Raw genomic sequence first — 13,082 nt, forward strand, 5'->3', positions numbered from 1 at the left:
TAATGATAGAATTGAAAAGAAGCAAGTGACAGTATACACTAAGAAAGGTCTTATACTCACTCGCACTCGTCAACAAACTAAAAAAACAAAGACTATAGCCCATTTTATCCAATGTTGAGAGATTTGTCAGTGAACAAACTAAAATTTTTTAAGAATAGACAGGTTGGTGAAAGTATGATATATGATGTAGTCGTAATCGGAGGAGGACCTTCTGGTTTGATGGCATCGATTGCAGCTGGTGAGTCAGGTGCAAACGTATTATTAATTGATAAAGGCAATAAACTTGGACGAAAGCTGGCCATTTCTGGAGGCGGACGCTGTAACGTAACAAACCGCCTTCCGATTGATGAACTTATTAAACACATTCCAGGAAACGGACGCTTTTTATACAGTGCGTTTTCTGTTTTTAATAACGAAGATATCATCTCTTATTTTGAAGGCCTTGGAATTAAATTAAAAGAAGAAGATCACGGGCGTATGTTTCCGGTCAGCAATAAAGCGCAATCTGTTGTTGACGCATTAATTAGTGAACTTCACCGTCTTCGTGTGACAATTCGCACAAACACAGCCGTTAAACGCGTAAACTATGAGAATAACACGGTGAAAGAAGTAGTGCTTCAAAACGGAGAAGCAATCCAAACGAAAAGCGTTGTGATTGCAGTAGGCGGAAAATCAGTGCCTCATACGGGTTCAACAGGAGACGGCTATCAATGGGCAAAAGATGCAGGTCATAAAATTACGGAGCTTTATCCCACAGAAGTTCCTATTACATCTAGCGAACACTTTATTAAAACCAAGACGCTTCAAGGTCTATCGCTTCGCAGTGTAGGACTAAGCGTGCTTAATAAAAAAGGCAAGCCTGTCATTACTCATCAAATGGATATGATTTTCACTCACTTTGGGATCTCTGGCCCTGCCGCTCTTCGCTGCAGCCAATATGTTGTTAAAGAGTTAAAGAAACAAAAAAGCAACACTGTTCAAATGTCTCTTGATTTATTTCCTAGCCAAAACGAAGAAGATATTTTCCAAAAATTAGCCAAAATGACAAAAGAAGAGCCGAAAAAAGCGATTAAAAATGTCTTAAAAGGTTTTGTATCTGAACGCTATCTATTATTTTTACTTGAGCAAGCAGACATTGATAGCCAAGCTCTAGCGGGACAGCTTCAGCATGAGAAACTGAGAGAGTTCTCGAGAATGTGCAAACGATTTGAATTTGCTGTAAACGGCACGCTTTCTCTAGAAAAAGCATTCGTCACGGGAGGCGGCGTATCCGTTAAAGAAATTCACCCAAAGGAAATGTCTTCGAAATTTATGCAAGGTCTTTACTTCTGCGGGGAAATTCTTGATATCCACGGATATACTGGAGGATACAATATCACTTCTGCCCTTGTAACAGGCCGTTTGGCTGGCAGTAATGCAGGAGAATTTGCAACAAGCCTAGCATAATATGCTAGGCTTTATACATAACCATGGCTGAAAAACAGTACACCTGCTCATCACGATCAACATCCACTGTCACTTGATACTTAATATCAACGACGTCTTCATCCTCTAATTTCCGTAAAAATCGATTCACCGCAAATTCTAAATCTTTTTCATGCTCTTTATCAAACATTTTCACTTGTATCACAGCTTCTACCACCTTGTCCTATCAAATTTGTTTCAATCAGAATGGACTGCTTCTCTCAATGATGGCTTTCGTACTGATTTTCAACTTCTTCCTACCTCTATTTTTATGAAGACTTTTATAGATTTAGTCATCATTTGTTTTGCTACTATCATTTTAGTCGGATGGCAGAAGTTTAATTCAAAAAAAAAAAAGCGCCTGTCAAAGGCGCTTTTTCTTATTTATTAACCGTTTTTCCTTCCCACTCTAACATACCGCCAACCATATTTGTTACTTTATAACCTTGTTCTTGAAGGTAGTAACATACGTTTTCACTGCGGCGTCCAGAACGGCAAATGAAAATATATTCTTTGTCTTTATCGAAATAATCCACATTAGTTGGAATATCATTCATGCGAATGTGTTTAGCAGTTGGAATCATTCCTTCTGCTACTTCCTCATCTTCGCGCACATCAACTAAATGAAGCTCTTCTCCATTTTCAACGCGTTTTTGAAGCTCTTCAGGCGTAATCACTTTTACTTCTTCCATCTTCGTCATTCCTCTCTATTCTTTCATTCAGCTTGCTATCGCTATTGTAGCAAATTCAAATACCTTTATGCCACTAAATAAGAAAAGCTTAAGCAGCAGCCTACCTAAGCTTTTCCAATCGTAGTTAAAGGTTTAACTAAGGGCCTGATGTCAACCCTGAAAGGGGGACATCAGACGCTTAGGTCTAGAACAGACCCCCTGACTTCTCTTTAGTCAGTTGGTCTGTTCTACATCAATACTTAATTAGCTACGATGTTTACTAATTTACCAGGCACAGCAATCACTTTGCGCACTGTCTTACCTTCAATGAACTCTTGAACATCTTCATTAGCCATTGCAATATCTTGAAGCTCTTCACGAGATGCTTCAGCAGGTACGTTTAATTTTGCACGTACTTTACCGTTAATTTGAACGACAATTTCCACTTCATCATCTACAAGTTTCGCTTCATCAAACGCAGGCCAAGCCTCATATGAAATTGTATCTTCGTGACCTAGTTTGCTCCATAATTCCTCAGTCGTATGAGGACAAATTGGTGCTAATAGCTTCACAAATCCTTCTACGTATTGCTTTGGCAGCACGTCAACTTTGTATGCGTCGTTGATGAATACCATAAGTTGAGAGATACCTGTATTAAAACGAAGGCCTTCGTAATCTTCCGTTACTTTTTTCACCGTTTGGTGATATACGCGTTCGAGTGTAGTGTCATTGCTTTCTTGAACCTTGCTGCTTAATTCACCGTTATCGTCAACAAGTAAGCGCCATACACGATCTAAGAAACGGCGTGCACCATCAAGCCCTTTTGTTGACCAAGCAATTGATGCATCTAAAGGTCCCATGAACATTTCGTAAAGGCGAAGCGTATCTGCACCGTGGCTTTCTACGATTTCGTCTGGATTTACAACGTTACCTTTTGACTTACTCATTTTTTCATTGTTTTCTCCAAGAATCATACCTTGGTTAAACAGTTTCTGGAACGGCTCTTTTGTTGGAACTACGCCGATATCATATAAAAACTTATGCCAGAAACGAGCATACAATAGATGAAGAACAGCGTGTTCAGCTCCACCTATATAAATATCAACCGGCAACCATTCTTTTAATTTGTCTGCATCTGCTAACGCTTCACTGTTTGTCGGATCAATGTAGCGTAAGTAATACCAGCAGCTGCCTGCCCATTGAGGCATTGTATTTGTTTCGCGGCGCCCTTTTTTGCCCGTTTCCGGATCTACAACGTTCACCCAGTCATCAATGTTTGCTAATGGAGATTCACCTGTACCTGACGGCTTGATTTCAGTTGTTTTTGGTAAAACAAGCGGAAGCTGATCTTCAGGAACTGCAGTTGTTGTGCCATCTTCCCAATGAATAACAGGAATCGGTTCACCCCAGTAGCGCTGACGGCTGAATAACCAGTCACGCAGACGGTATGTTACTTGTTTTTCACCTTTTTCATTTGCTTGAAGCCACTGAATCATATTTGAAATTGCTTCTTCTTTATCTAGACCATTTAAGAATTCTGAATTAACGTGCTCGCCGTCGCCTGTATAAGCTTCTTTCGAAACGTCTCCACCCGCTACTACTTCTTTAATCGGCAGTTCAAATTTAACAGCAAACTCATAATCACGCTCATCATGAGCGGGAACAGCCATAATTGCACCTGTACCATAGCTCATTAGAACATAGTCAGCAATCCAAATTGGCATTCTCTCGCCGTTTACAGGGTTAATTGCATAAGCACCGGTAAATACGCCTGTTTTGTCTTTAGCTAAGTCTGTACGTTCTAAATCGCTTTTGCTTTTAATTTGATCTAAGTACGCTTCTACCGCTTCTTTTTGTTCGGCTGTTGTAATTTTTTCTACAAACGGATGTTCAGGCGCTAAAACGGCATACGTTGCCCCAAACAGCGTATCAGGACGCGTTGTAAACACAGTAAATGTGTCATCATATCCGTCGATTGTGAAGTGAACGTGAGCTCCTTCAGAGCGACCAATCCAGTTGCGCTGCATTTCTTTAATACTTTCTGGCCAATCAAGCTCATCTAAATCTTCTAGTAAACGATCTGCGTAAGCTGTGATTTTAAGCATCCACTGCTTCATTGGACGACGCTCAACCGGATGTCCCCCACGCTCACTTTTGCCGTCAATAACTTCTTCGTTCGCAAGTACTGTTCCTAGAGCAGGACACCAGTTAACAGCTACTTCATCCACGTAAGCTAAGCCCTTTTTATATAGCTGTAAGAAAATCCACTGCGTCCATTTGTAGTAGTTTGGATCAGTTGTATTAATTTCTCGCTCCCAATCGTAAGAGAAACCTAACGATTTGATTTGACGACGGAAATTATTAATGTTAAGTTCAGTGAATTCAGCCGGGTCGTTTCCTGTATCTAATGCATACTGTTCAGCAGGTAGTCCGAATGCATCCCATCCCATCGGATGAAGCACATTGTATCCTTGCATACGCTTCATACGAGATAAAATGTCCGTTGCTGTATAACCTTCTGGATGCCCAACGTGTAAACCCGCCCCAGATGGATAAGGGAACATATCTAATGCGTAAAACTTACGCTTTCCTTCATCTTCTGTTGTTCTAAATGTTTTATTTTCTTCCCAAACTTTTTGCCATTTTTGTTCGATCTTTTCATGATTAAAAGCCATACATAATCCTCCTTGTACGCTCCAGCTGTATTTAATTAAACTAAAAAACCCCTCATCCCTCAAACAAAGGGACGAGAGGTTGAATAAACTTCCCGCGGTACCACCCAAATTAGCACAATTATGTACTCACTCATTTTCCTTAACGCGGATAGACGGTAAATGTTACTTTCCTTCACATTTACAACTCCAAGGTGAGTTCATGAACGCTCGTTTGCTGACTCGCACCACCCGTCAGCTCTCTTAGCTCGCTTCGTTCATTACTATTCCTTATCATAGTTTTTACATCATACTACCTTGTATTGTAAATAATATGTTCGTAAACTGCAAGTTGTTCAACGGATTTTGTAAAAGTTTCTACACTGCAGCACTGCTTTGTTGCTAAATCTTCTCTTTCATTCTTATATATGAACAACTTCTCCCAAAAACATACATCCACGGCCAAACAAAAAAGACAGTGAGACATAACTAAATCAATCCAATTTAAAGACGAACAAATAGGATAAATGCGCTAGTATGAATCTCTTGGTTACACCGCTGTTGATTTCCGTGCAAGACTTCTCTTTCCGCGGGCAGCCAATGAGCCTCCTCGTTGCATACACTCATGCGGGATCTCACCTATTTCAGGAGTCTTTGTCTTACCCTCCACTCCACAGCTCGAAGCACCTAAACAAATGAAACCTACGTTCACCATAAACATAAAAAAATCCGAACGATTCGTCGTTCGGATCTTCCTTCACCTAAAATACTTTTATTCCAGTCTCTACTTTCTTTAGCGGCTATTATTAAATGCCAAATCCAAAAGAAAACAGGATAATCGCAAGTACAAGACCAACAAGCGGAACAATTACCGTCATAGCGGCAACTGATCCATACGCATCTTTATGAGTTTCTCCGCAAATAGAATTAATTGTGGTGACGACATAACCATTATGAGGCAATGAATCTAATACTCCAGAGGAAATAGCTACTACGCGATGGAGAGCTTCTGGATTTACACCAGCATCTAGATAGTGAGGGGCTAAAATTGGCAGTGCAATCGCCTGACCTCCTGAAGCCGAACCTGTCATCCCCGCGATAACACTCACCGCAATAGCTCCCCCAATTAACGGACTTCCTGGAATATGCGTCATGGCATCTACAGCTACTCCAAACGCGGGAACAGCCTTAGCAACCCCTCCAAAACCTACTACAGCGGCTGTATTCCCAATCGCAATTAACGCACCCAAGGTTCCTTCTGAAGCTGCATTCCAAAATCCTTTAAAATGCTTTCGGTTCACAATATAAGTGACAATGATACCACTTAAAAGTGCGACAATCAACGCAGATTGCTGAAGTGGCTTATGAAGTGCAAAAGAAATAATGAGCACGACCACAAGGGGAAGCAAACTTAATAACGGATTAGGAAGAGACTGATTTTCCGTTACTGCTGGATCTTTCTCGCGTGATACAAAACGCTCTCCATTTTTAACTGCTTTTGAAATCAAGCGCTTTAACCACCAGTAGCCGAATACAGCCATCACTACCGCTACAACTAAACTAACTTCCCATCCTGCATACGGACTAGTCTTCAAATATTCAATTGGAATCCAGTTTTGGATTTCAGGCGATCCAGCCGAGGTCATCGTAAACGTAACGGAACCGAATGCTAAAGCAGCAGGGATAAATCGCCTCGGCAAATCAGCCTGTTTGAATAAGCTTAAAGCCATTGGATAGACAGAGAATGCTACTACAAACAGACTGACTCCTCCGTATGTTAAGACCGCACAGGCAAGTACAATCGCCAACACTGCTCTTTTCATTCCTAGTTTACTGACAATCCAGCGAGAAACACTATCAGCGGCCCCGCTGTCTTCCATTACTTTTCCAAAGACGGCGCCCAATAGAAACATTAAATACCAAGAAGCAATAAATCCTGTGAAACCAGACATGTAATTTCCAACAAAATTTGCTTCTCCTTCTTTCACCAGCTGTGGAAATAAAGGCATTCCGCTTGTTAACGCAACAACTAAAGCACTGAGCGGACCTGCTATAAATAAATTCATGCCTCTCATCGTTAGTACAATGAGCAGCAATAACCCTCCAATTAATCCAATCATACTAAGCATGTTTAGCCCCCCATGAAGTCATATAATTAGAAAACGCTTACATATTTACAGGTATATACTCCTTTCTTTGCTTGTCACAACCCTTACTATATTATTAAAGGAATACCGAAGACATTCCTACGTTTATTCAGCAGTCAAAAATAAAACCACCTCTATTTATTTAGAGATGGTTAGTGAACGCTGACGTTTTTCTTTTAATTTATAATCGTATATCCATGTTGTACACATGCTGAATAGCAATAGCCCAATTAATAAATAGCACAGCGTAGACATATTAAACGCATCGAAAATAACGCCTCCAAAGAGAGGACCAATCATTTTACCTGCAGTAGCCATGCTGTTAACTACGCCTTGATAAAATCCCTCTTTTCCAGATGGAGCCAACTGACTTGCAACAGCTGGAATGGCTGGCCAAACGAACATTTCTCCAATTGTTAACACAACCATTGCTGTTAAGAACTGCGGAAATGTTGTAGCATTCACCACGATAACAAAAGAAGCCACAAAAATAACCGTTCCAATTAGGACCTGTACTTTTAACGTTTTTGCTACTTTTTGAATGATGGGTACGATCAAAGGCTGACCGACTACAATTAAAATCCCGTTAATCGTCCAAAGCAAACTGTAGCTAGAAAGAGGTATATTCAGCTCACGCGTATGCGTAGCAATCGTTGTTTGCCACTGAACATACGCAACCCAGCATAAGACATACCCCGTACATAAAATAAGAAGAGCAGTCAGCTTCGTTTTATGCCCAATGCTTCCTGCTTCATTAAGGACATTCGTTTGTCCAACGGTAACCGAAATATGACGATATGAAAAAATAGCAATAAGCAGAAAAATAACGTATAAAATTGTATTAGCTAAGAAAATATACGTAAATGAATAAGACGCTACAATGCCCCCTACCGCGGCGCCAATAGCTACTCCTGCATTTTGAGCAACGTACATCGCATTAAATGCTTTTCTTCCGCCTTGTGGCCAAACGGACCCTGCCATTGCATACATAGATGGAAACACAATACCAGATCCAAACCCTACAACAACCAAGAGAACAACGTATGTAGGCCAACCATGGAAAAACACGAGTCCCACTAATGCAATAAGAGTAATAATAATTCCTGATAAAATGGATTTATATCCTCCTATTTTGTCAAAAAGCGTTCCTCCAAGCAAATTTCCTACTACGCTTGCAGCAGAATTCAGCATAAGAACCACTCCTGCTACGGATAATGACTTTCCTAAATGTTCATTTATATAAATTGTATTGAGAGGCCATAAAAATGAAGCTCCCGTTACGTTTACAAGCATACCAATAATCAAAAACCAAAGTGATTTGGGCATTGATCTCCCCCCCTATCTATTCGAATGCCAACGTACATTCTAGTCTTTTCTTAAAGGGTTCGCAATGCTTTTACATATAGACAATTTATTTGAAATTCGCTGACTATTTAAAAAGGTGATTTCACATGACAATATCATGCAAAATCACCTTTTTACCGCTTACTTTTGCTTCGAACGAACCGGCTGTGCACGCTTGCTGTTTCGTGCTTTTAATTCTTTTACCGGATCAAAATCTTTTCCTAGCTCAATGTCATTACTGTTGATCCCGTTTTTTGTTTTTTGTTCCGGATTATTTTGATTTGAACGCGTTGCCATAAAATCCTCTCCTTAATGCTGAGTTGTGATCAATTTATTTTGCAGCTGCTGAACTTGCAGGCGCATGCGATATAGCTGCTCTCTTTGCTGTGCATTTGCACTGTGAGAAAACTCTTCAATTTCTTTATAAGCATTTTCTAATTTTTCCTGTGCTTTTGTATATTCAGTGTCGTTATAATGTTCTTGCTTCATGCCTTCCTGCAACTGACCTTGTCCAAAGCGAATAGCATCTTCACACTGTTGCATAAGTTGATCCACTGCTTGACGAGTTGTCATTCTCTATTCCTCCTATTCGTTCATTTCTGTCTTATTTTGCGCAACTTTACTTCCCTTTACGACAAGAAGAACCTGTTAAATATAAGCATCCTTAAATTTGTTTGGCACTTTTTCACGTTTTTGATACAATTTGTTGATGTATATTGCATGTAAAAAGGAGGTTGCTGATTTGAATCAGACAAACCCATTTCCGTATAAATCTGAAAACAAACGTTATCATACCTGGAATTACCACTTACGTAACCACTTTGGCCATAAGGTATTTAAAGTAGCCTTAGATGGAGGATTTGATTGTCCAAACAGAGACGGCACGGTAGCTCACGGCGGCTGTACGTTTTGCAGTGCTGCCGGTTCGGGGGATTTTGCCGGAAACAGAGCAGATGACCTTGTGACACAATTTAATGAAATCCGTGAAAAAATGCATCATAAATGGAAAGACGGAAAATACGTTGCTTACTTTCAAGCATTTACTAATACTCATGCTCCTGTCGAGGAGCTTCGTGAAAAATATGAAGCTGTCTTAAAGCTTCCCGGAGTTGTTGGGCTTTCTATCGCCACGCGCCCTGACTGTCTCCCCGACGATGTGGTGGAGTACTTGGCTGAATTAAATGAACGAACTTATCTATGGGTAGAGCTTGGACTGCAAACTGTTCATGAACGAACTTCACTGCTTATCAACCGGGCACACGATCATCAATGCTATGTAGATGGCGTAGCAAAGCTTCGAAAACACGGTATTCGCGTTTGTTCTCACATCATTAATGGTTTGCCTTTAGAAACACCTGAGATGATGATGGAAACGGTACGGGAAGTAGCAAAATTAGACGTTCAAGGAATTAAGATTCATCTGCTTCATTTACTAAAAGGAACTCCTATGGTCAAACAGTATGAAAAGGGCCTTGTTGAATTTCTTTCATTTGAAGAATATGTAAAGCTTGTATGCGATCAGCTCGAAGTAATCCCTCCTGAGATGATTGTTCATCGTATTACAGGCGATGGACCGATAGACCTCATGGTTGGACCGATGTGGAGCGTAAATAAGTGGAGCGTATTAAATGCCATTGATCAAGAGCTCGAACGTCGCCAAAGCTATCAAGGAAAATATTATGAAAAAGAGTTGATGGAAAGATGAAAATAGAACGTATCCTGCCTTTTGCCCGCACGTTGCTCACTAATGCTGTGGCGGAAGGAGATGTCGCGATCGATGCTACAGCAGGAAATGGACATGATACATTGTTCTTAGCCAACTTAGTCGGAGATACAGGTCATGTATATGGATTTGACATTCAGCCCCAAGCCATTCAAGCAACTCAGCAGCGACTGACAGAACATCATGTAGAAAAACGAGTCACGCTTATCCAAGAAAGCCATAGCAATATAAACATGCTTCCCCACTCTATTAATGGACGAGTCACAGGAGCTGTCTTTAATTTAGGTTATTTACCAGGTGGAGATAAAGACATCGTCACCACTTCTGAAACAACAATCTCTGCAATTGAGCAGTTACTTGATTTGCTAGCACCTGAAGGAGTGATTGTGCTCGTTATTTATCATGGACACGAACAAGGGAAACAAGAAAGAGACGATTTACTAACGTATGTCCAAAACCTTGATCAAAAAAACGTTCATGTTTTACAATATCGCTTCATGAATCAGCAAAACAACCCTCCCTTCATCATTGCTATTGAAAAAAGATAAGCCGCATATGGCTTATCTTTTTAACATTCGGTACAAGCGTCCGTTGATATAGAAAAAGTAGCTGAGTGCTCCCCCCGCTTTGATTAATCTACGTGCATTCACATGGACGTGTTTTTGTGCCCGGACTTTTTGATCGGACAAATAAACGCCCAAGAGGCCCTTATAAATAAAGCAGTGAAAGTGATAATCTGGCAGTTTTTTAGCATACTCATCCGCTTTTACGACAAAATGCAAAAAACGATCCATCATTTGCTGATAATGAGGATAATAAAAACAAAAGTTCAAATCTCCTCCTGCTTTATCTTCTTCTTGGTCAATTAAATAATCGAGTAAAATATGTAAGCCTTGAATATAAGGAAAATATCCTGCTTTTATTTTCTGCGTCATTTCTTCGGTCATCTCTTCTTGAAAGCTATAAGCGACCAAACAAAAAATGCCTAACGTTGAACCAGAGCACGCTGAAAATTCATACCACTCCATTTCAGGAACACTGTGCCGGTGAGCATCGAACCAATTCTCTAATCGTGGAACTCTTTCCTTGATTTCAACATGCTTATGTATTTGCAAATCACAATAATAATTAGCTAGTTCTAATAAATGTGAAGAGACTATATGGTAATTACAAGCTTTTCGTAAGGACTGCTGACAAGTCTGGACAAGTCCGGCTAAGTATCCTCCGTCATCTTTATCCGTTCGAAAACGATAGTAATCGCCAAGGGGTGCATGAGGAGTCAACGCATCTGGCATCGATTCATGTAAGGCGGCAAAATCTTTAGGGTCAAGCGAATTGCTGCGGTCACATAAGTTGTCTAAGTAATCGCTGATTGTTTGGTAGGCAACAATAAATTTTATGCATTCCACCATGTTTTCTTTCGCTAAAATCGATAGGATACCGCCTCCTTCACAATGAAAAGTTTTTGTATCGATACTTGCCAATGCTTGAGTACGCAATTCTTTATTAGGAATCTCTTTTGCCCGTTCGCGCCAATAATTGAGCTCATGATGAACGACAGGAAACACTTCTCGATAAATTTTTCTCATTAATGAAATAGGACGAGACGGAATCTTCATTTATTTTCACCTCAACTTCTTACAGCACTCATTAAATGTGAAGATCAACAAAGCTTTTTGCATATGTAAAAACGTATTCTCTTTCAGGCTCATTAAAGATTTCGTGGTACAACTGAGACCATTCTTTGTAGATTTTTTCACTTAGTTCTATTTCATCAAACCACTGCCTAACAATCAGCTTTTCAATAATTTTGTCTTCTCCTGCCTGCATCACAAGAAGCGGGACATCAGGCAACCGATCGATATCTTTAAAAGCTAAGTTAACAGCTTGGATCAATTCCCGGTACCACCTTACAGAAACTTTTGTAACATACAGTGAGTCGTTTTCATCTTCATCTCGAACTTCTTGGTTTCTTGTTGCTTTTTCAACAGTGAGGCCTAAATCAAAAAGTTTGTTCGGCATAACTTTATTTAATCCTTTAGATAACATATCTAAATAAGCTGGTACTTGCTCTTTTAATCCTAAACAAGGTGAGGAAAGAATCGCACCCCATATAGGGAGATTTTTTGTCTGCAGCGTACGAATAACCGCCAGTCCTCCCATACTGTGACCTAACAGGAAAATAGGCAAATCATATTTTTGCGCTTCACGTACCCATTCTTCCACTTCATATACATATTCATCAAAGGATAGGATATGTCCTCTTCTTCTTGTTGTTAAGCCTTGGCCAGGAAGGTCTCCCATAATTACGTGCATTCCAACCGAACGCCACATCTCAATCAGCCAGCGATAGCGTCCGTGATGCTCCGCTGCTCCATGGACCATGACAATAACGCCTTTTGGATTTACTGCTTCCCATTTATGCATTTGAGTTACTCCTTCTTCCTTTTTTTGTTTACCTGCTTAAAAAACCTTTGTACACTTACATTAGAAGATTTACTACTTTTTTTCAACTAATAAAGGGAGATGATTTGATGATTTATCCGTATAAAGAAAAAATGCCTACCATTGCACCCAGCTGCTTCATCGCAGACTATGTCACGATTACTGGAGATGTCACCATCGGTGAAGAAAGCAGCATTTGGTTTAACACTGTTATTAGAGGAGATGTTTCACCTACGATTATTGGTAAACGAGTAAATATACAAGATCAATCAACACTCCATCAAAGCCCAAATGCTCCTTTGCTTATTGAGGATGATGTGACAGTAGGACATCAAGTTATTTTACATAGCTCCATCATCCGCAAACGCGCACTCATTGGCATGGGTTCTATTATTTTAGACGGTGCGGAAATTGGTGAAGGTGCTTTTATCGGTGCTGGAAGCTTAGTGCCTCCCGGTAAAAAAATACCGCCTAATACTCTTGCACTCGGCCGACCTGCTAAAGTGATCCGCACTCTGACAGAAGAGGATTTAAAAGATATGCAGCGCATTCGTACAGAATATGTAGAAAAAGGTCAGTATTATAAGTCTATTAAGAAATCTGATTCTTCATTATAAAGGGAACGTTCCCTCAGAAA

General features: G+C 40.2%; 13 protein-coding genes and 1 other annotated feature. Of the genes, 4 read left to right on the forward strand and 9 right to left on the reverse strand.

Annotated elements, in window-relative coordinates:
- Window positions 1–174 precede the first annotated feature (174 nt).
- A complete protein-coding gene (locus U9R83_RS24170; RefSeq protein ID WP_014457979.1) occupies window positions 175–1,446 on the forward strand; it encodes an NAD(P)/FAD-dependent oxidoreductase in 1,272 nt (423 codons plus the stop codon).
- Window positions 1,447–1,450: 4 nt separating this feature from the next.
- Here U9R83_RS24170 and U9R83_RS24175 read toward each other — a convergent pair whose 3' ends face one another.
- The 7 genes from U9R83_RS24175 to U9R83_RS24205 form a co-directional block, all read right to left on the reverse strand.
- Window positions 1,451–1,630, reverse strand: a complete 180-nt coding sequence (locus tag U9R83_RS24175; RefSeq protein ID WP_013059521.1) for a sporulation protein Cse60 — start codon at window positions 1,628–1,630, stop codon at window positions 1,451–1,453.
- Window positions 1,631–1,844: 214 nt separating this feature from the next.
- The gene (locus tag U9R83_RS24180; protein WP_014457977.1) at window positions 1,845–2,156 is read right to left on the reverse strand and encodes a rhodanese-like domain-containing protein; all 312 of its coding nucleotides are present in this window, start codon (window positions 2,154–2,156) and stop codon (window positions 1,845–1,847) included.
- A 239-nt stretch (window positions 2,157–2,395) separates the two neighbouring features.
- Window positions 2,396–4,810 carry a leucine--tRNA ligase gene (gene leuS / locus U9R83_RS24185; protein WP_243550034.1) on the reverse strand — a complete coding sequence of 805 codons (2,415 nt, stop codon included), beginning with the start codon at window positions 4,808–4,810 and terminating at the stop codon, window positions 2,396–2,398.
- A 64-nt stretch (window positions 4,811–4,874) separates the two neighbouring features.
- Window positions 4,875–5,093, reverse strand: a binding site (T-box leader).
- Window positions 5,094–5,592: 499 nt separating this feature from the next.
- Window positions 5,593–6,915 (reverse strand): GntP family permease, encoded by a 1,323-nt coding sequence (locus tag U9R83_RS24190; RefSeq protein ID WP_014457974.1) that lies wholly within the window; start codon window positions 6,913–6,915, stop codon window positions 5,593–5,595.
- Window positions 6,916–7,071: 156 nt separating this feature from the next.
- Window positions 7,072–8,259, reverse strand: a complete 1,188-nt coding sequence (locus tag U9R83_RS24195; RefSeq protein ID WP_029319939.1) for an MDR family MFS transporter — start codon at window positions 8,257–8,259, stop codon at window positions 7,072–7,074.
- A 159-nt stretch (window positions 8,260–8,418) separates the two neighbouring features.
- The gene (locus U9R83_RS24200; RefSeq protein ID WP_013059527.1) at window positions 8,419–8,574 is read right to left on the reverse strand and encodes a hypothetical protein; all 156 of its coding nucleotides are present in this window, start codon (window positions 8,572–8,574) and stop codon (window positions 8,419–8,421) included.
- Between the two features lie 12 nt (window positions 8,575–8,586).
- The gene (locus U9R83_RS24205) at window positions 8,587–8,850 is read right to left on the reverse strand and encodes a YtzC family protein (protein ID WP_013059528.1); all 264 of its coding nucleotides are present in this window, start codon (window positions 8,848–8,850) and stop codon (window positions 8,587–8,589) included.
- 169 nt (window positions 8,851–9,019) lie between these two features.
- Here U9R83_RS24205 and U9R83_RS24210 point away from each other — a divergent pair, with 169 nt between their 5' ends.
- The gene (locus U9R83_RS24210; RefSeq protein ID WP_014457972.1) at window positions 9,020–9,982 is read left to right on the forward strand and encodes a TIGR01212 family radical SAM protein; all 963 of its coding nucleotides are present in this window, start codon (window positions 9,020–9,022) and stop codon (window positions 9,980–9,982) included.
- Window positions 9,979–10,548: a class I SAM-dependent methyltransferase gene (locus U9R83_RS24215; RefSeq protein WP_115655002.1), complete on the forward strand. Its 570-nt coding sequence runs from the start codon at window positions 9,979–9,981 to the stop codon at window positions 10,546–10,548. The genes U9R83_RS24210 and U9R83_RS24215 overlap by 4 nt, the downstream gene beginning before the upstream one ends.
- Window positions 10,549–10,560: 12 nt before the next feature.
- On the opposite strand, the gene U9R83_RS24220 is transcribed toward U9R83_RS24215, so the two are convergent.
- Window positions 10,561–11,619 carry a tetraprenyl-beta-curcumene synthase family protein gene (locus U9R83_RS24220; protein ID WP_014457970.1) on the reverse strand — a complete coding sequence of 353 codons (1,059 nt, stop codon included), beginning with the start codon at window positions 11,617–11,619 and terminating at the stop codon, window positions 10,561–10,563.
- Window positions 11,620–11,650: 31 nt separating this feature from the next.
- Window positions 11,651–12,427: an alpha/beta fold hydrolase gene (locus U9R83_RS24225; RefSeq protein ID WP_013059532.1), complete on the reverse strand. Its 777-nt coding sequence runs from the start codon at window positions 12,425–12,427 to the stop codon at window positions 11,651–11,653.
- Window positions 12,428–12,534: 107 nt separating this feature from the next.
- On the opposite strand from U9R83_RS24225, the gene U9R83_RS24230 reads away from it, so the two are divergent.
- Window positions 12,535–13,062: a gamma carbonic anhydrase gene (locus U9R83_RS24230; protein WP_014457969.1), complete on the forward strand. Its 528-nt coding sequence runs from the start codon at window positions 12,535–12,537 to the stop codon at window positions 13,060–13,062.
- Window positions 13,063–13,082 lie beyond the last annotated feature (20 nt).

Origin of the sequence: Priestia sp. LL-8 (genome assembly GCF_036227845.1) — a bacterium.
Classification (GTDB): Bacteria; Bacillota; Bacilli; order Bacillales; family Bacillaceae_H; genus Priestia; species Priestia zanthoxyli.